The organism is Sinorhizobium sp., from assembly GCF_059070375.1.
Window position 1 is genome coordinate 1,355,072 of the sequence record NZ_JCACWC010000003.1, and the last position, 17,283, is coordinate 1,372,354.

The 17,283-nt window shown below is 62.3% G+C and carries 19 protein-coding genes; all 19 read left to right on the top strand.

Annotated elements, in window-relative coordinates:
- Nucleotides 1-20: 20 nt before the first annotated feature.
- The 19 genes from nuoI to AC5J09_RS18600 all read left to right on the top strand — a co-directional run bounded on the left by nuoI (nt 21) and on the right by AC5J09_RS18600 (nt 17,081).
- Nucleotides 21-512, top strand: coding sequence for an NADH-quinone oxidoreductase subunit NuoI (gene nuoI / locus AC5J09_RS18510; protein ID WP_100672197.1), 492 nt, complete (start codon nt 21-23; stop codon nt 510-512).
- Between the two features lie 150 nt (nt 513-662).
- The gene (locus AC5J09_RS18515) at nt 663-1,277 is read left to right on the top strand and encodes an NADH-quinone oxidoreductase subunit J (protein WP_018094851.1); all 615 of its coding nucleotides are present in this window, start codon (nt 663-665) and stop codon (nt 1,275-1,277) included.
- Nucleotides 1,278-1,305: 28 nt separating this feature from the next.
- Nucleotides 1,306-1,614 carry an NADH-quinone oxidoreductase subunit NuoK gene (nuoK, locus tag AC5J09_RS18520; RefSeq protein ID WP_003531854.1) on the top strand — a complete coding sequence of 103 codons (309 nt, stop codon included), beginning with the start codon at nt 1,306-1,308 and terminating at the stop codon, nt 1,612-1,614.
- Nucleotides 1,615-1,621: 7 nt separating this feature from the next.
- Entirely contained in the window at nt 1,622-3,616 is a 1,995-nt protein-coding gene (nuoL, locus tag AC5J09_RS18525; protein WP_494298185.1) for an NADH-quinone oxidoreductase subunit L, read from the top strand.
- Nucleotides 3,616-5,127 (top strand): NADH-quinone oxidoreductase subunit M, encoded by a 1,512-nt coding sequence (locus tag AC5J09_RS18530; RefSeq protein ID WP_018094853.1) that lies wholly within the window; start codon nt 3,616-3,618, stop codon nt 5,125-5,127. The genes nuoL and AC5J09_RS18530 overlap by 1 nt, the downstream gene beginning before the upstream one ends.
- Before the next feature lie 19 nt (nt 5,128-5,146).
- Nucleotides 5,147-6,589, top strand: a complete 1,443-nt coding sequence (gene nuoN, locus AC5J09_RS18535) for an NADH-quinone oxidoreductase subunit NuoN (protein WP_003531859.1) — start codon at nt 5,147-5,149, stop codon at nt 6,587-6,589.
- On the top strand, nt 6,586-7,353 hold the full coding sequence (locus AC5J09_RS18540) for a biotin--[acetyl-CoA-carboxylase] ligase (RefSeq protein ID WP_494298186.1): 768 nt from the start codon (nt 6,586-6,588) through the stop codon (nt 7,351-7,353). Before nuoN ends, AC5J09_RS18540 begins: the two co-directional genes overlap by 4 nt.
- A gap of 27 nt (nt 7,354-7,380) precedes the next feature.
- Nucleotides 7,381-9,048: a ribonuclease J gene (locus tag AC5J09_RS18545; protein WP_127709276.1), complete on the top strand. Its 1,668-nt coding sequence runs from the start codon at nt 7,381-7,383 to the stop codon at nt 9,046-9,048.
- A gap of 53 nt (nt 9,049-9,101) precedes the next feature.
- Nucleotides 9,102-9,506 (top strand): methylmalonyl-CoA epimerase, encoded by a 405-nt coding sequence (gene mce, locus AC5J09_RS18550; protein WP_018094856.1) that lies wholly within the window; start codon nt 9,102-9,104, stop codon nt 9,504-9,506.
- Between the two features lie 82 nt (nt 9,507-9,588).
- Nucleotides 9,589-9,858, top strand: a complete 270-nt coding sequence (locus AC5J09_RS18555; protein WP_018094857.1) for a DUF1467 family protein — start codon at nt 9,589-9,591, stop codon at nt 9,856-9,858.
- Between the two features lie 69 nt (nt 9,859-9,927).
- Complete coding sequence (locus AC5J09_RS18560) at nt 9,928-10,302, top strand: hypothetical protein (protein ID WP_494298187.1); 375 nt, start codon at nt 9,928-9,930, stop codon at nt 10,300-10,302.
- A 218-nt stretch (nt 10,303-10,520) separates the two neighbouring features.
- On the top strand, nt 10,521-11,441 hold the full coding sequence (locus AC5J09_RS18565) for a WD40/YVTN/BNR-like repeat-containing protein (protein ID WP_494298188.1): 921 nt from the start codon (nt 10,521-10,523) through the stop codon (nt 11,439-11,441).
- A gap of 12 nt (nt 11,442-11,453) precedes the next feature.
- The gene (locus tag AC5J09_RS18570; RefSeq protein WP_018094860.1) at nt 11,454-11,876 is read left to right on the top strand and encodes a DUF411 domain-containing protein; all 423 of its coding nucleotides are present in this window, start codon (nt 11,454-11,456) and stop codon (nt 11,874-11,876) included.
- A 36-nt stretch (nt 11,877-11,912) separates the two neighbouring features.
- Complete coding sequence (locus AC5J09_RS18575) at nt 11,913-12,395, top strand: c-type cytochrome (protein ID WP_494298189.1); 483 nt, start codon at nt 11,913-11,915, stop codon at nt 12,393-12,395.
- Entirely contained in the window at nt 12,392-12,655 is a 264-nt protein-coding gene (locus AC5J09_RS18580) for a hypothetical protein (protein ID WP_324763247.1), read from the top strand. Before AC5J09_RS18575 ends, AC5J09_RS18580 begins: the two co-directional genes overlap by 4 nt.
- Nucleotides 12,656-12,676: 21 nt before the next feature.
- Entirely contained in the window at nt 12,677-12,973 is a 297-nt protein-coding gene (locus AC5J09_RS18585) for a hypothetical protein (protein ID WP_198516726.1), read from the top strand.
- Between the two features lie 746 nt (nt 12,974-13,719).
- The gene (gene proS / locus AC5J09_RS18590) at nt 13,720-15,048 is read left to right on the top strand and encodes a proline--tRNA ligase (RefSeq protein WP_324763248.1); all 1,329 of its coding nucleotides are present in this window, start codon (nt 13,720-13,722) and stop codon (nt 15,046-15,048) included.
- 15 nt (nt 15,049-15,063) lie between these two features.
- Complete coding sequence (locus tag AC5J09_RS18595; protein WP_198516727.1) at nt 15,064-16,377, top strand: lipoprotein-releasing ABC transporter permease subunit; 1,314 nt, start codon at nt 15,064-15,066, stop codon at nt 16,375-16,377.
- Nucleotides 16,378-16,394: 17 nt separating this feature from the next.
- Nucleotides 16,395-17,081 carry an ABC transporter ATP-binding protein gene (locus tag AC5J09_RS18600; RefSeq protein WP_010969157.1) on the top strand — a complete coding sequence of 229 codons (687 nt, stop codon included), beginning with the start codon at nt 16,395-16,397 and terminating at the stop codon, nt 17,079-17,081.
- Nucleotides 17,082-17,283: the final 202 nt, after the last annotated feature.

The window sequence follows — 17,283 nt, forward strand, 5'->3', positions numbered from 1 at the left end:
GGCAAGTTTGGAGGTTAATGATGGCCGGTCTTTCGAACGCCGTCAGCTCGCTGTTCCTCAAGGAATTCGTCGGCGCATTCCTTCTGTCGATGCGCTATTTCTTCCGTCCGAAGGCGACCTTGAACTATCCCTTCGAGAAGGGGCCCATCAGCCCGCGCTTCCGCGGCGAGCACGCGCTGCGCCGTTATCCCAACGGCGAAGAGCGGTGCATCGCCTGCAAGCTGTGCGAGGCGATCTGTCCTGCGCAGGCCATCACCATCGAGGCCGGGCCGCGGCGCAACGACGGCACGCGCCGCACGGTGCGTTACGACATCGACATGGTGAAGTGCATCTATTGCGGCTTCTGCCAGGAAGCCTGCCCGGTCGATGCGATCGTGGAGGGGCCGAACTTCGAGTTCTCCACCGAGACGCGCGAAGAGCTCTACTACGACAAGGAGAAGCTGCTCGCCAACGGTGACCGGTGGGAGCGGGAAATCGCGCGCAACATTGCGATGGACTCGCCCTACCGCTGAGGCCATTCGCGCAACGCAGCATCGCGCCGCTTGATCGAAGACGGTGCATGCAAAACGGGTTTGGGCATCGGCGGACAGGTGGTCCGGCTTTGCCTCATGGAGTGCGGGCCTGCGTGCCTTCACGCCAGCAAGACGAAAAAGGCACCGATCATGGGTCTGCAGGCTCTTTTTTTCTATCTTTTTGCCTTCATCGCCGTGGCGTCGGCATTCATGGTCATCGCGGCCAGGAATCCGGTCTATTCGGTTCTGTTCCTGATCCTGACCTTCTTCAATGCGGCCGGGCTCTTCCTGCTGACCGGTGCCGAGTTCTTGGCGATGATCCTGCTGGTGGTCTATGTCGGGGCCGTCGCGGTTCTCTTCCTCTTCGTGGTCATGATGCTCGATATTGACTTTGCCGAGCTTCGCGCCGGCGTGCTCGAATACGCGCCGATCGGCGCGCTGATCGGGCTGATCCTTGCCGCCGAGCTTATCGTCGTTGTCGGCGGCTCGGCTTTCTCGCCCGAAATCGCCAAGGGCATCTCAATGCCGATACCGGCGCCGAGCGACCGCACCAACACCGCCGCGCTCGGCGATGTCCTCTATACCCATTACGTCTACTTCTTCCAGATCGCGGGGCTCGTGCTGCTCGTCGCCATGATCGGCGCCATCGTGCTGACCCTGCGTCACCGTCAGAACATCAAGCGTCAGAGCATTCCGCAGCAGGTTGCCCGCACCCCCGAAACCGCCGTCGAGGTGGTTACGGTCAAGCCGGGGCAGGGCATCTAATCGGACGCGAGGTCGAGGGACTACACTTATGGAAATCGGAATTTCCCACTATCTGACCGTCAGCGCCATTCTGTTCACGCTCGGCGTCTTCGGCATCTTCCTCAACAGGAAGAACGTCATCATCATCCTCATGTCGGTGGAGCTCATCCTGCTGGCCGTCAACATCAACATGGTGGCGTTCTCGGCCTTCCTGAACGACATCACCGGCCAGGTGTTCGCGCTGTTCATCCTGACCGTTGCGGCGGCTGAAGCCGCCATCGGACTTGCAATTCTCGTCGTCTTCTACCGCAACCGCGGCTCGATCGCCGTTGAAGACGTCAACATGATGAAGGGCTGACAGGGCTATGGATACCATCGTCAAGGCTATCGTCTTCCTGCCTCTGATCGGCTTCCTGATCGCCGGCCTTCTCGGCACGCAGATCGGCGCCAAAGCATCCGAATATGTGACCAGCGGCCTGATGATTGTCACCGCAGCGCTCTCCTGGTTCGTCTTCTTCCACGTCGCCCTCGGCGAAGAGGAGATGATCAAGGTTTCGGTGCTGCGCTGGATCCAGTCCGGAAGCTTCGATGTCGAATGGGCTTTCCGCGTCGACACGCTGACGGCCGTCATGTTCGTCGTCGTCAACACCGTCTCGACCCTGGTGCACATCTATTCGATCGGATACATGCACCACGATCCGAACCGGCCGCGTTTCTTCGCCTATCTGTCGCTCTTCACCTTCGCGATGCTGATGCTCATCACGTCGGACAATCTGCTGCAGATGTTCTTCGGCTGGGAAGGCGTGGGTCTCGCATCATACCTGCTGATCGGCTTCTGGTATAAGAAGCCGTCCGCCAATGCGGCGGCGATGAAGGCCTTCATCGTCAACCGCGTCGGCGACTTCGGCTTCTCGCTCGGCATCTTCTGCGTCTTCGTCCTCTTCGGCTCGATCAATTTCGAGACCATCTTCGCCGCCGCCCAGAACTATTTGCCGGCCGAGGGTGCTGCGGCAGGGGACGCGGTCATCAATCTCTTCGGAATGCAGCTGGACAAGGGGCATGCCCTGACGGCCACCTGCCTGCTGCTCTTCATGGGCGCGATGGGCAAGTCGGCGCAGTTCCTGCTGCACACCTGGCTGCCGGACGCCATGGAAGGCCCGACCCCGGTTTCGGCCCTTATCCATGCCGCAACCATGGTGACCGCGGGGGTCTTCCTCGTCGCCCGCATGTCGCCGCTCTTCGAGCTGTCGCCGGACGCCCTGACGGTCGTCACCCTGATCGGCGCGATCACCGCATTCTTTGCGGCGACCGTCGGTCTCGTCCAGAACGACATCAAGCGCGTCATCGCCTATTCGACCTGCTCGCAGCTCGGCTACATGTTCGTCGCGCTCGGCGTCGGCGCCTATGGCGCGGCGATCTTCCACCTCTTCACGCACGCCTTCTTCAAGGCGCTCCTGTTCCTGGGCGCGGGCTCGGTCATCCACGCCGTCGACGGCGAGCAGGACATGCGTTACATGGGCGGACTGCGCACGCATATTCCGGTCACCTACTGGATGATGTTCATCGGTACGATCGCGCTCACCGGCGTCGGCATTCCCGGTACGGTCATCGGCACGGCGGGCTTCTTCTCGAAGGACGCGATCATCGAATCCACCTTCGCGTCGCATAGCGTCGTTTCCGGTCTGGCCTTCGTGCTGTTGGTCATCGCGGCGCTCTTCACCAGCTTCTATTCCTGGCGCCTGACCTTCATGACGTTCCACGGCAAGCCACGCGCTTCCTCCCACGTCATGCATCACGTCCACGAGTCGCCGCAGGTCATGCTGGTGCCGCTCTACATCCTGGCCGCCGGCGCCCTCGTCGCGGGCTTCCTGTTCCACGATTACTTCTTCGGTCACCACTACGCCGAGTTCTGGCAGGGCGCTCTGTTCACGTCCGCCGAAAACGAGCTTCTCGAGGAGTACCACCACGTTCCGCTATGGGTGAAATGGAGCCCGTTCGCGGCCATGGCGCTCGGTCTCTTCACGGCCTGGTACATGTACATCCGTTCGCCGGAGACGCCGAAATATCTCGCCGAGCAGCATCGCGGGCTTTACCAGTTCCTGCTCAACAAGTGGTATTTCGACGAACTCTACGATTTCCTGTTCGTCCGCAGCGCCAAGCGCCTGGGTACCTTCCTCTGGAAGGAGGGTGACGGACGGGTGATCGACGGCTACGGCCCGAACGGGATCGCTGCGCGCGTTCTCGACGTGACCGACCGGGTGGTCCGCCTGCAGACCGGATACCTCTACCACTACGCGTTCGCCATGCTGATCGGTATTGCAGCGCTCGTTACATGGATGATGCTCGGGAGTTCCTTCTGATGACCGATTGGCCCGTACTTTCCGCGGTCACCTTCATGCCGCTCGTCGGCGTTCTGCTTCTCCTGCTCACAAGGGAAGACAGCGCCTACGGCCGCCGCAACATCCTGAACGTCTCGCTGCTGACGACGGTCTTCACCTTCCTCGTGTCGCTCTACATCTGGTACCAGTTCGACCCGTCGAACCCGGGCTTCCAGATGGTCGAGAAGCGGGAGTGGCTCGGCACCGGCATTTCCTATCATCTGGGCGTCGACGGCATTTCCATACTCTTCGTCCCGCTGACGGCGTTCCTGATGCCGTTCTGCGTGCTGGCAAGCTGGGTGACGATCGAGAAGCGCCTGAAGGAATACATGATCGCGTTTCTGATCCTGGAAACGCTGATGCTTGGCGTCTTCGTGTCGCTCGACATCATCCTTTTCTACGTCTTCTTCGAGGCGGGCCTCATCCCGATGTTCATCATCATCGGCGTGTGGGGCGGCAAGGAGCGCGTCTACGCAAGCTACAAGTTCTTCCTCTACACGCTGCTCGGTTCCGTTCTGATGCTGCTTGCCATGATGGCGATGTATTGGCAGGCGGGCACCACCGACATCACGCAGTTGCTCGCCTATCAGTTCCCGCGCGAAATGCAGACCTGGCTCTGGCTTGCCTTCTTCGCTTCCTTCGCGGTGAAGATGCCCATGTGGCCGGTGCACACCTGGCTTCCCGATGCGCACGTGCAGGCGCCGACGGCAGGCTCGGTCATCCTGGCCGGCATCCTCCTGAAGCTCGGCGGCTATGGCTTCCTGCGCTTCTCCCTGCCGATGTTCCCGCTGGCGTCCGACTTCTTCGCGCCGTTCGTCTTCACCCTGTCGATCATTGCGATCATCTACACCTCGCTGGTCGCAATGATGCAGACCGACATCAAGAAGCTCATCGCCTATTCATCGGTGGCGCATATGGGCTACGTGACGATGGGAACCTTCGCGGCGAATGTTCAGGGCGTCCAGGGAGCGATTTTCCAGATGCTGTCGCACGGCATCGTCTCGGGCGCGCTCTTCCTTTGCGTCGGCGTCGTCTATGACCGGCTGCATACGCGCGAGATCGCGGCCTATGGCGGCCTCGTCAACAACATGCCGAAATATGCCGTCGCCTTCATGGTCTTCACCATGGCCAATGTGGGCCTTCCGGGAACGTCGGGCTTCGTCGGCGAAGTGCTGACGCTGGTGGGCGCCTTCCGCGCCAACACCTGGGTCGCCCTGTTCGCGACGACCGGCGTCATTCTGTCGGCGGCTTACGCGCTCTGGCTCTACCGCCGGGTGATTTTCGGTGCGCTGGAAAAGGAAAGCTTGAAGGCGCTGCTCGATCTGTCGGGGCGCGAGAAACTCATTCTCTATCCGCTGGTGATCCTGACCATCTTCTTTGGTGTCTATCCGGCACCGGTCTTCGACGCGACCGCGGCCTCCGTGGACTTGCTCGTCAACAACTACGCCGCCGCCCTGCAGGCAGCGCAAGACGTTGCGCTTTCGGTGCAATGATCAAGGGACGTGATGTGACATGACTGCTGAAACCCTTATCGCCAGCCTGCAACTTTCGATGCCCGAGCTGATCCTTGCGGTCGGCGCGATGGCTCTCCTGATGATCGGCGTCTTTTCGGGCGAAAGAGCCACACCGACCGTGACCGGGCTTGCGGTCGCTGTGCTCATCATCGCCGGGCTGTGGCTCGTCCTGAAGACGGGCGAGGGGGAGGCCTATGGGGGCGCCTTCCTGTCGGATCCCTTCGCCAAATTCATGAAGGTGCTCGCCCTGATCGGCTCGATCACCGTGATGGTGATGACCGTCGGCCACGCGCGTTCGGCTCAGATCGACCGGTTCGAGTTCCCCGTGCTTCTGGTTCTGGCCACCCTCGGCATGCTGCTGATGATATCGGCCAACGATCTCATCTCGCTCTACCTGTCGTTGGAGCTGCAGTCACTCGCCCTTTACGTCGTGGCGGCAATCAACCGCGACAGCGTCCGGTCGACGGAGGCGGGCCTGAAGTATTTCGTTCTCGGCGCGCTGTCTTCGGGCATGATGCTTTACGGCATGTCGCTCGTCTACGGCTTCACCGGGCATACCGGCTTCGACGAGATCGCGGCGGCGCTCACGGCCGAGGGCCGGTCGCTGGGCCTCGTCTTCGGGCTGGTGTTCATTCTTGCGGGCCTCGCCTTCAAGATCTCCGCCGTCCCCTTCCATATGTGGACGCCGGACGTCTACGAAGGCGCCCCGACGCCGGTGACGGCATTCTTCGCCGCAGGACCGAAGGTCGCGGCCATTTCGATCCTCGTGCGCATCGTCATCAACGCCTTCGAGCCGGTGGTCGCCGATTGGCAGCAGATCGTCGTCTTCATCTCGATCGCTTCGATGCTGCTCGGCTCCTTCGCCGCGATCGGCCAGCGCAACATCAAGCGGCTGATGGCCTATTCCTCGATCGGCCACATGGGTTATGCGCTCGTCGGTCTGGCTGCCGGCTCGATGGCCGGCGTACGCGGCGTGATCCTCTACATGCTGATCTACATGGTCATGACGCTGGGCACTTTCGCCTGCATTCTTGCCATGCGCCGGCGGGAAGGCGAGCATGTCGAAGGTATCGACGATCTTGCCGGTCTTTCGCAGACCAACCCGTTCATGGCGACGGTGCTGACGATCCTCATGTTCTCGCTCGCCGGCATCCCTCCGCTGGCAGGTTTCTTCGCCAAGTACTTCGTCTTCGTTGCGGCGATCGAGGCGCAGCTCTATGGCCTGGCAATCATCGGCGTGCTCGCTTCCGTCGTCGGCGCCTACTACTATCTGCGGGTCATCAAGGTGATGTGGTTCGAGGAGCCGAGAGGCGAGTTTGCCCGAACGGCGGGCGAGCTTAGGCTGGTGTTCGGTCTGTCCGGCCTCTTCGTGCTCGGCTACGTGCTCATCGGCGGTCCGCTCGGAACCGCTGCCGAAGCCGCGGCGCGGACATTCTTTTGACCGGCGGACGAAGCGGCGGCCGGAGTTCGCCTGAAGATTTCCGGCACGTCGCGTTCGCCGAAACGGTCTCGACCAACAACGAGTGCCTTCTGCGGGCGCGCGAGGGTGATCCCGGCAATCTCTGGATTACCGCGGTGCGCCAGACCGGAGGCAGGGGCAGGCGTGGCCGCGCCTGGTTCTCGGAGCCGGGGAACCTCTACGCATCCCTGCTGCTCATCGATCCGGCGCCGGTGGACAGGCTGCATGCGATGCCGCTCGCCGCAGCGGTCGCGGTCCATCGGGCCATCCGCCGGGTGATGCCACCGGGCGGAGCCGAGGCCGCGATCAAGTGGCCGAACGACATTCTTCTCGACGGGCGGAAGACCTGCGGCATTCTTCTCGAAGGCGAGGTTCTGGCCGACGGGCGGCGGGCCCTGGTGATTGGCTGCGGCATCAACGTCGCCGTCATGCCTGAAGACGCACTTTACCCCGTCACATCGCTTCGGCGGGAGGGCGCGACAACCTCTCCCGAGGAGCTGTTCGCGCATCTTTTCGTAACCATGGCCGAAACCCTCGCCGTATGGGACCGTGGCGCGGGCGTCGCCGCAATCATCGATCAGTGGCGCGCCGCGGCCAAGGGCATCGGCGAGGCGATCACGGTCAACCTGCCGGACCGCTCGCTTTCCGGCCGCTTTGCAGGTATCGATCGGGACGGCCGGCTTCTACTCGACACGGGTTCCGGCCCGCCGCAAACCATTGCAGCGGGCGACGTATTTTTTGGATGATTGAAAAAAGCAAAGGCGCATCACGACATGGCGCATGATGAAGAATTGGTGTTCTTGCCGCTCGGCGGCGTCGGCGAAATAGGCATGAATCTCGGCCTTTACGGCTATGGAAGGCCAGGTCACCGCCAATGGATCATGGTCGATTGCGGAGTGACCTTCCCCGGCCCGGAATTGCCGGGCGTAGATCTGGTTCTGCCCGATATCGCCTTTCTGGCCGAACAGCGCCGCAACCTGAAGGCGATCATCATCACGCATGCCCATGAGGACCATTACGGGGCCCTGAACGATCTGTGGCCGGGCCTGAACGTTCCCGTCTACGCCTCGCCCTTTACCGCGGGCATGCTGGAGGCGAAGCGCGCATTCGAAAAGTCCCGCAGCGAGATCCCGATCACGATCTTCAAGCAGGGCGACCGCATCAATGTCGGACCTTTCAGCGTCGAAGCCGTGGGGGTCAATCATTCGATCCCCGAGCCGATGGCGCTCGTCATTCGCACGCAGCTCGGCACGGTCGTGCACACGGGCGACTGGAAGATCGACCTCGAGCCTTCGCTCGGGCCGCTGACCGACGAGTCGCGGTTTCGCCAGATCGGTGAGGAAGGCGTCCTCGCTCTCGTCTGCGATTCGACCAATGCCCTGCGCGAGGGGGTGTCGCCGTCCGAACAGCAAGTCTCCGAAAGTCTCGCCAAGATCATTGCCGATGCCGAGGGCCGGGTCGGGATCACCACCTTCTCCTCCAATGTCGGGCGCATCCGCTCCGTTGCCGAAGCGGCGGAGGCTGCCGGGCGGGAGGTGCTTCTACTCGGCAGTTCGATGAAGCGCGTCGTCGACGTTGCGCGCGATGTCGGGCTCATGGAAGGCGTGAAGCCGTTCCTGGCAGAGGACGAGTTCGGCTATGTCCCGCGCGACAAGGTCGTGGTCATTTTGACGGGCAGCCAGGGCGAGCCGCGCGCCGCCCTTGCCAAGATCGCTCGCGACGAGATGCGCAACGTGGCGTTTTCGGCCGGCGACACGATCGTCTTTTCGTCGCGCACCATCCCCGGCAACGAAAAGGCGATCAACGACATCAAGAACGGGCTTATCGAGCAAGGCATCCACATCGTCACGGACAGCGAGGCGCTGGTGCATGTTTCCGGCCACCCGCGGCGCACCGAGCTCCAGCAGATGTACCAGTGGGTGAAGCCGCAGATCCTCGTGCCGGTGCATGGCGAGGCGGCGCATCTGACGGCGCATGCGGAGCTTGGACTGCAATCGGGTATCCCGAGCGTGCCGCGGCTGCGCAATGGCGAAATGCTGCGGCTTGCGCCCGGACCCGCGGAAGTCATTGACGAGGCGCCGCACGGCCGCATCTACAAGGACGGCACCCTCATCGGCGATTTCGAGGAGATGGGGATCGGCGAACGCCGCAAGCTTTCCTTTGCCGGCCACGTCTCCGTCAGTGTCGTCCTCGACAGCCGTTACGACTTTCTGGGCGACCCGGACGTCGTGCCGATCGGCCTTCCGGAATACGACGACGAAGGCGAGGCGATGGAGGACACGCTCTATGATGCGGTGCTCGGCGCCGTAGAGAGCATTCCGCGGGCAAAGCGGAAAGACCTCGCGATGCTGCAGGAAGCCGTTCGCCGCGCCGTGCGCAGCACTACGAACCAGGTCTGGGGCAAGAAGCCGGTCGTCACGGTGTTCATCACCAAGGTCTGATCCGGCGGCACCCTCCGAAATCGTGAACTGCGGGGCAGGGAGAGAAGCATCGGATGCTGGGAAAAGTGAATCACGTGGCAATCGCCGTGCCCGACCTTGCAGTCGCCATCGAAAGCTATCGCGCCACGCTGGGGGCGCCGGTCTCCGAGCCGCAGGCCCTGCCTGAACACGGCGTGACCGTCGTCTTCGTGACGCTGCCCAATACCAAGGTCGAATTGCTCGAGCCGCTCGGCGACACATCGCCGATCTCCGCCTTCCTCGAGAAAAACCCGGCCGGCGGCATGCACCATATCTGCTATGAGGTGGAAGACATCATCGCCGCGCGCGACCGGCTGAGGCAGGCGGGAGCGCGTGTCCTCGGCGACGGCAATCCGAAAATCGGCGCGCACGGCAAGCCTGTCCTGTTTCTTCACCCCAAGGACTTTCAGGGCACCTTGATCGAGCTCGAAGAGGTGTGACAGTCGGGCGCGGGGAAGAGGTTTGCCGGTTGAGCCGTGCGGGGTTATAACGCGGCCGAACGCTCCACCGCAGAGATTTTTGATGCCTCTCTTCTCTACCTTTGCAATCTACTTCATCATCTGGTGGATCACGCTTTTCGTCGTGCTGCCGCTCGGTGTGCGTACGCAAGCCGAAGAGAATGACGTCGTCCCCGGCTCCGTCGAGAGTGCTCCAGCCCGTTTCCGCGCCCTCAGGGTCGTACTGCTGACCACGGTCATTGCCGCCGTCATCCATCTCGGCTGGTACATTGTTTCGGTGAAGCTCGGCTACGACATCGATGCAATCCCACGCTTCGCGCCGGAATTCTACTGACGCCGTTTCGCAACGTTCCCGGCGCCGATGAATCAAGCCGGCGCGCCGGGAACGCAGCGACACGGTTTCGTGAATCGACAGCCACTCGCCCGCCGGCTAATAAAGGGCATGCTGTATTTTGCCCGCCTCCTCCTGTGCCTTTGGCTCGCCGCCTTTGCCGCGAGTACCGTTGCGCAGGCGGCAGGTAGCACGGCGATGATGATCGCCATGGCAGCCGAGGCCGGCTCGCAGATGGCAGGCTGCCCGGATTGCGATGATGAGCCTGCCGACGCTGACGGCTTTGCCTGCAACGTCGACTGCACCTCCCTCTGGTCGGGCCTGCCCGTCGATTATCCCGGATACCGACCGATCGTCCCGTCGAAAGACTTCGGCCCCGCTGCGGCTGAAGATCGGCCTGGCCGTATCGGACCGCCGGACCCTCTTCCCCCAAAACATTTCGCCTGATCTGACGCGCAATGCCTGAGAGGCGCGTGGAACGGTCAGTTTCCGTGCCACGGCGACCGTCGCCGAAGCAAGGTTTCAGCCGTCCCCCGTCGCTTTGATAGGCGCTGGCGGCCCGGGCACGCGGCCAGGCCAGACATGCGCCATCTCAGCCACGTCGTTCCGATGCCGGCCTTCAGGCAGGACGATAGCTGCAATCGAAATCGTATATGAGGAAGATAATGATCTTTTCCACGGCCGCATGCGCCGGCCTATCCAGGCGAAGTGTTGTCGGCTTGCTTGCCACCGGCGCCGGCTTCGTCCTGTTGCCATACAGGATCGGGGCAGCGACCTCTGTCCCGCGCGCGATCGCTTTCGATGGCGATGCGCTCGTAACTGCGATCGAAGGAGAGATCCGACGGTTCGCTCCCGTTATCGGCTGGCAGGTCCTGAAGTCACCCGGTTTCGTGACGGCGCTCGCCAGCCTCCCCGCGCGGCCGGGCGAGATCGTCGCCGGTCTGGCGGGGGGCGGCATCGCACGTTCTTCGGATGGCGGCAGCAGCTGGCAATTCCCGGGAAAGGGACTGCCGGGGGCGCCCGTAACTGCATTGGCCGCATCCGCCGCAGCACCCGACACGCTCTACGCCGCCGTTGCAGGTGACGGGCTCTGGCACAGCACAGACAACGGGGCGGTCTGGAGCCTCGCAATGGACCGGCCCTGGATGGGGGACGGGGAACGCGAGATCGTCGGGCTCGCCTCGGTGAACACCGCCTCGGGCATGGGGGGCATCTGGATCTATGCCGCAACCGAGGCCGGCTTGATCCGGGTGCCTGACTGCTTCTGCCGCTGGCAGGCGATCGTAGCGGGCGACGCGATGGACGCTTTGATTGCCGGCGGCCCGCAAAAACCGGAAGCACCCTTGCCCAAGGGGGAGGCGGTCCGCGCGCTCGTCTCCTGCCTCGCGGAATCCGAGAGGCTGTTCGCCGCGATGCCTTCCGGTCTTTGGACTTCCGCAGATGCGGGCGTGAACTGGTCCCGCAGCTCGGAGCTGAATGCGCTCGCCCTGGCATCGCATCCACAAAACCCCGAACAGCTTGCCGCCGTCACGAAAGATGCGGTCGTAGTCAGCCGCGATGGCGGCACAAACTGGACGAAGCTCTGAAGGAGAACTCTCTTGCGAAATAAACTTTCCCTGGCCGTTTTTCTCGCCTTGGCGACCCCGGCCCTTGCCGAAAAACCGATGACGGTCTGGCGCGATCCGGATTGCGGCTGCTGCGACGCCTACGTCGATTACCTGCGCTCCGAGAACTTCGAGGTTCACGTGATCGATGACCGGGACTTCGTCAACCGTTCGGTGGCGGCGGGGGTGCCGGAGCGTGGCATGGGTTGCCACCTGGCGGAAATCGACGGCTATACCCTGAGCGGCCTGATACCGGCCGATATCATCCGGCGTTTGCTCCATGAACGCCCCGCCGTCACGGGTATCACGCTGCCGGGCATGCCGGCGAATGCGCCGGGTATGGCTTCCAAAAAGACGGGGTCGCTGCGCATCTTTTCTTTCGGTCCCGACGGCCCGGCGGTCTATTCCGATGAGTGAGCAGCGGAGGCGGGGCCGATGCGTGTGCGCAAACTCATGACGGCCTTTGTCGCGGCGGGCATCGGCGCTGCGGGCTGGTTTGCCGCCGCTGCGCAGCGGCCGGTGGCCAACGGCCTGACCTTTCTGGGGGAGGCCGTCACGTCCGAACAGATCGACCTTGGACAGGCGATCTACCAGGACCATTGCGCCTCTTGCCACGGAGTGCGGCTGGAAGGAGAGCCTGACTGGCGACGGAGAAGGGCGAGCGGCCGCATGCCCGCGCCGCCGCATGATGCAACCGGACATACCTGGCATCATTCGGATCAGGAGCTGTTCACCTTCACCAAATCGGGTCTCGGCGCGGTTCTACCGGACTACGAAAGCGATATGCCCGCTTTTGGGGAGCTGCTGACCGATGCCGAGATCACCGCGGTTCTGGGGTTCATCAAGAGCAGGTGGCCGGAGCGCCAGCGCAAAATACAGACCCGGATCACCGCGGGCGACGGGCAGAGCCAAGAACAACGGGAGACTCGAAAATGAGTGAAATCGTAAAAACCGCCAGCACGAGGCAAGTAGCTGGCCTGCGGATGCCGTTCGGCCGCCGCGGCTGGATCCTTGTCGGACTGGGCGTTGCCGGAACCGGCCTGGCCGCAAACTGGGACTGGCTCGCAGCGGCGGGTGTGGCCCCCATTCTCTTGAGCCTCGCGCCCTGCGCGGTGATGTGTGCCACCGGATATTGCGTCATGTGCCGAAGCAAGAAGCCGGCCGATGCATCGGCCACCGATGAACGAACCAAGTGACCAGAGAAAGGAGAGACCAGGATGAATACCATTACGAAGCTAACGCTTTCAGCAGCACTGCTCATTGCAACCGCCGCCTATGCGAACCATAGCGCGCCCCCCGTCGCGAAAGACGAGGCGGTTAAGGGCGGCATGGATATGATGGGTGGCGACATGTCCGGAATGAAGGGCATGATGGACATGATGCGCGCCATGGGGCCGATGATGGAGGCATGCGCGGGGATGATGAAGCAGATGGCTCATCATCATCCGCTGCACGGCGACGAAGCGGCTCCGGCCACCGAACGGGAAGCAAAGCCTTTGCCGCAGGACCGCTGACGCAACTCCGTAGGATATTAGACGAGGGCGGTCTCTCGAAGGACCAACGGGGGGCCGCCTTCAACGCTCTTTCACCCCTAAAATATGACGTAGCAGAACCGGGGGGGGCGGGAAGCTTGCAGGCCGGCCGGCGCGTTTGCGCACTTGACAGACAGATTATTGACGTTTTCTCGCGCCTGCTTCGCCAGGAGGGGGCGATGAAAAACCAAAAAAAAACAAGGCCAAAGCCTTGTTTTTTAAGTGTCGCGTGATCTTTAATCCGTTTCCGGCGGCAGCGAACGAGCGCGCCTAAGATCTTATCCTCCCAAGACTTGACCGCGAATTTCGGCAAGAATTTGGTCTTCCTGCCTGTTTTGTGAGCCGAAATTAGCTCAAACCTTGTGCGCTGTCATCTGCTTTTTTTGCATTTTTGCTACAGTCGGGTAAAATTTTTCCGTTGACACCAACTGTCTTCGTCCTGTTACTAGCGTGCTCTTTTGCCGCAGGGTCACGACCCGTATTTCTCATCCGGGTTATGTGTCGACGCAGCGATAGCCGGCCTTAAGGCAGGGTTCCCTTCCGCGCGCGAAGCGGCTATGAACGCTGAACTCGAAAGGCTCCCGTCGATGCGTCGCCGGGAAAATCAAGAGCCCTGTTAGAATGGCAACAGCTGCCTACCCTGATCTCAGGCGAAGGAGCGGCCGAAGCACAACGTCATTTTGCCTGAATCCGTCGATAGTGCGAATTCACCAGTTCTGGAACCCGTCATGCGCCTGTCCCGCTTTTTCATGCCCATCTTGAAGGAAAATCCGAAGGAAGCGGAAATCGTTTCCCATCGACTGATGCTGAGGACAGGCATGGTCCGCCAGCAGTCCGCGGGCATCTATACGTGGCTGCCGCTCGGCAAGCGCGTGCTGGACAAGGTGAATGCGATCATTCGCGAGGAGCAGAACCGTTCCGGCGCCATCGAACTGCTGATGCCGACACTGCAGTCGGCGGAGCTCTGGCAGGAGAGCGGGCGCTATGACGCCTATGGCAAGGAGATGCTGCGCATCAAGGACCGGCAGGACCGGCCGATGCTTTACGGACCGACGAACGAGGAGATGATCACCGACATCTTCCGCTCCTACGTCAAGTCCTACCGCCATCTGCCGCTGAACCTCTATCATATTCAGCTGAAGTTCCGTGACGAGATCCGTCCGCGCTTCGGCACCATGCGCTCGCGCGAGTTTCTGATGAAGGACGCCTATTCCTTCGATCTCGACCGGGCAGGGGCGGAGCACGCCTATAACAAGATGTTTGCCGCCTATCTCCGCACCTTCGACCGGATGGGCCTGCGCGCCATACCGATGCGTGCCGACACGGGCCCGATCGGCGGGAATCTCAGCCACGAGTTCATCATCCTTGCCGACACGGGCGAGTCCGAGGTGTTCTGCCACAAGGACTTCCTCGGCTTCGACATTCCGGGCGAGGATACGAATTTCGACGACGTCGCGGGCCTGAAGACGATCTTCGACAAGTGGACGTCGCGCTATGCGGCGACCTCGGAAATGCACGACGAGGCCGCCTTCGGCGCCATCCCCGAAGGCGAACGCCTGTCCGCGCGCGGCATCGAGGTGGGTCACATCTTCTATTTCGGCACCAAATATTCCGAGGCGATGGGTGCGAAGGTGCTCGGGCCGGACGGCAAGGAACACACGGTGCACATGGGCTCCTATGGTATCGGTCCGACCCGCCTGGTGCCGGCGATCATCGAAGCTTCGCATGACGAGAACGGCATCATCTGGCCGAAAGCGATCGCTCCCTTCGACGTCGTCGTCATCAACATGAAAACGGGCGATGACGCTTGCGATGCGGCTTGCGGCAGGGTCTACTCCGATCTCGGCAAGGCTGGATTCGACGTTCTTCTTGACGACACCGACGAGCGCGCCGGCGGGAAGTTCGCGACCGCCGACCTTATCGGCGTGCCGGTGCAGGTGATCGTCGGACCGCGTTCGATCGCGAACGGCGAAGTCGAAGTGAAGGACCGCAGGACCGGCGCGCGGGAGACGATGACCGTCGAAGCGGCGATCAACAAACTGGTCGCGGCGAGATAACAGACGAAGGGATCGATGATGACCGCGGCGACGGATGAGCAAGTGCAGGCTGCCGCTCCATCCAGCATATCTTCCAGCCGTCCCTTCTCCGCCTTCGAGCGTATGGTCGCCTGGCGCTACCTGCGTTCGCGGCGCAAGGAAGCGTTCATCTCGGTCATTGCCGGCTTTTCCTTCATAGGGATCATGCTTGGGGTGGGAACGCTGATCATCGTCATGGCGGTGATGAACGGCTTCCGAACCGAGCTCATTTCGCGCATTCTCGGCATGAACGGCCATATGATCGTCCAGCCTTTGGACGGCCCGCTCACCAATTATGCCGATCTTGCCACCAATTTCTCCGCCGTTCCGGGCGTGACCATGGCCATTCCGATCGTCGAGGGCCAGGTTCTCGCGCAAGGCCTGGGCGATGCGTCGACGGGTGCGCTCGTTCGTGGGATACGCGCCGACGACCTCACCAAGCTGAAGTCGATCTCGGGAAATATTCAGTCCGGCGACCTCGTCGGCTTCGCCTCGGGCAGCGGCGTCGCCATCGGCTCGCGCATGGCCGAGCAGCTGGGCATCCGGGTGGGTGGGACGATCACGCTCACCTCGCCGAACGGCGACGTCACGCCGATGGGCATGAATCCGAGGGTCAAGGCCTATACCGTCTCGGCCATCTTCGAGATGGGCATGTCGGAATACGACGCCACCATCATCTTCATGCCGCTCGAGGAAGCGCAGCTCTATTTCAATGCCGAAGGCCTCGTCCAGTCGATCGAGATATTCGCCGAGCATCCGGACGCGGTCGATGAGCTTCGCAAGCCGGTGGAGGATGCCGCCGGCCGGCAGATATTCATTACGGACTGGCGCGAGCGCAACAGAACATTCTTTTCCGCGCTCGAGGTGGAACGGAACGTGATGTTCATGATCCTGACGCTGATCGTGCTGGTCGCGGCGCTGAACATCATCTCCGGCCTGATCATGCTGGTGAAGGACAAGGGCAGCGATATCGCGATCCTTAGGACGATGGGCGCGACCTCCGGCTCGGTGATGCGCATCTTCTTCATGACGGGCGCCGCAATCGGGGTCACGGGAACCATCGCGGGCGTCGTCCTCGGGGTCGTCGTCTGCCTCAACATCGAGTCGATCCGCCAGTTCTTCTCCTGGGTGTCCGGCGCCACGCTCTTCGATCCGGAGCTCTATTTCCTCAGCCAGCTTCCGGCCGATATGAACGCCGACGAGACCGTCACCGTCGTCGTCATGGCGCTTGCGCTTTCCTTCCTTGCCACGATCTTCCCGGCCTGGCGCGCCTCGCGCCTCGATCCGGTGCAGGCTCTGCGGTACGAATAACAAGGACAACAGCTTAAATGAATGCGCGCGTGGCACTGCAGCTCTCCGGCATCGAGCGGCACTATGGCGAGGGCGACACGTTTCTGCCGATCCTCAAGGGAGCCGACCTGACGTTGCGAAGCGGCGAGACGGTCGCCCTCGTGGCCCCGTCCGGTACCGGAAAGTCGACATTGCTTCATATCGCCGGGCTGCTCGAACACCCGGACGAGGGCGAGGTGCTCGTGAACGGCACCTCCTGCAACGGGCTCAGCGACGACCGGCGAACCGCCATCCGCCGCAACGAGATCGGCTTCGTCTACCAGTTCCATCATCTCCTGCCGGAATTCTCGGCGCTGGAGAACATCATGATGCCGCAACTGATCGCCGGATTGCCCAAGGCCGAGGCGGCGGAGCGGGCATCGGCCCTCCTGGACTATATGCGCATCGGCCATCGCGGCAGCCACCGCCCGACCGAGCTTTCCGGCGGCGAGCAGCAGCGCGTCGCCATCGCCAGGGCGGTCGCCAATGCGCCGCTCATCCTTCTGGCGGACGAGCCGACCGGCAACCTCGACCCCGAGACGGCCGGCTATGTGTTCGAGGCGCTGGAAGCCCTGGCGCGCCAGTCCGGGCTCGCGGCGCTGATCGCCACCCACAATCACGAACTCGCTTCACTCATGGATCGCCGCGTCACCATCGAGGACGGTAAGGTCGTCGAACTGAAATAGTTCGGCCGCCGCTGCGCCTACTTGGCTCCGACCTCACTCGCGGCGCGGTCACCCGCCTCGGGCTGCGCTCCTTGCATGTTCCATTCGAGGCGTGTCGACCCTCGGAAGGGCATGCACGAATGCGGGCCGCCGGTGCACGTTAACCATAGCCACTGAATAGCGGGCCTTCTATGCAGACTTCCTTGACTATCGAACAAAATTA

Excerpts from the sequence above, each read along its gene's own strand:
- AC5J09_RS18580 (WP_324763247.1), top strand. The coding sequence starts at position 12,392 with ATGAGTGAAATCGTAAAAACCGCCAGCACGAGGCAAGTAGCTGGCCTG.
- AC5J09_RS18530 (WP_018094853.1), top strand. The coding sequence starts at position 3,616 with ATGACCGATTGGCCCGTACTTTCCGCGGTCACCTTCATGCCGCTCGTC.
- AC5J09_RS18545 (WP_127709276.1), top strand. The coding sequence starts at position 7,381 with ATGGCGCATGATGAAGAATTGGTGTTCTTGCCGCTCGGCGGCGTCGGC.
- AC5J09_RS18575 (WP_494298189.1), top strand. The coding sequence starts at position 11,913 with ATGACGGCCTTTGTCGCGGCGGGCATCGGCGCTGCGGGCTGGTTTGCC.
- nuoI (WP_100672197.1), top strand. The coding sequence starts at position 21 with ATGGCCGGTCTTTCGAACGCCGTCAGCTCGCTGTTCCTCAAGGAATTC.
- nuoL (WP_494298185.1), top strand. The coding sequence starts at position 1,622 with ATGGATACCATCGTCAAGGCTATCGTCTTCCTGCCTCTGATCGGCTTC.
- proS (WP_324763248.1), top strand. The coding sequence starts at position 13,720 with ATGCGCCTGTCCCGCTTTTTCATGCCCATCTTGAAGGAAAATCCGAAG.
- AC5J09_RS18600 (WP_010969157.1), top strand. The coding sequence starts at position 16,395 with ATGAATGCGCGCGTGGCACTGCAGCTCTCCGGCATCGAGCGGCACTAT.
- nuoK (WP_003531854.1), top strand. The coding sequence starts at position 1,306 with ATGGAAATCGGAATTTCCCACTATCTGACCGTCAGCGCCATTCTGTTC.
- AC5J09_RS18595 (WP_198516727.1), top strand. The coding sequence starts at position 15,064 with ATGATGACCGCGGCGACGGATGAGCAAGTGCAGGCTGCCGCTCCATCC.
- AC5J09_RS18565 (WP_494298188.1), top strand. The coding sequence starts at position 10,521 with ATGATCTTTTCCACGGCCGCATGCGCCGGCCTATCCAGGCGAAGTGTT.
- AC5J09_RS18585 (WP_198516726.1), top strand. The coding sequence starts at position 12,677 with ATGAATACCATTACGAAGCTAACGCTTTCAGCAGCACTGCTCATTGCA.
- AC5J09_RS18515 (WP_018094851.1), top strand. The coding sequence starts at position 663 with ATGGGTCTGCAGGCTCTTTTTTTCTATCTTTTTGCCTTCATCGCCGTG.
- AC5J09_RS18555 (WP_018094857.1), top strand. The coding sequence starts at position 9,589 with ATGCCTCTCTTCTCTACCTTTGCAATCTACTTCATCATCTGGTGGATC.
- mce (WP_018094856.1), top strand. The coding sequence starts at position 9,102 with ATGCTGGGAAAAGTGAATCACGTGGCAATCGCCGTGCCCGACCTTGCA.
- nuoN (WP_003531859.1), top strand. The coding sequence starts at position 5,147 with ATGACTGCTGAAACCCTTATCGCCAGCCTGCAACTTTCGATGCCCGAG.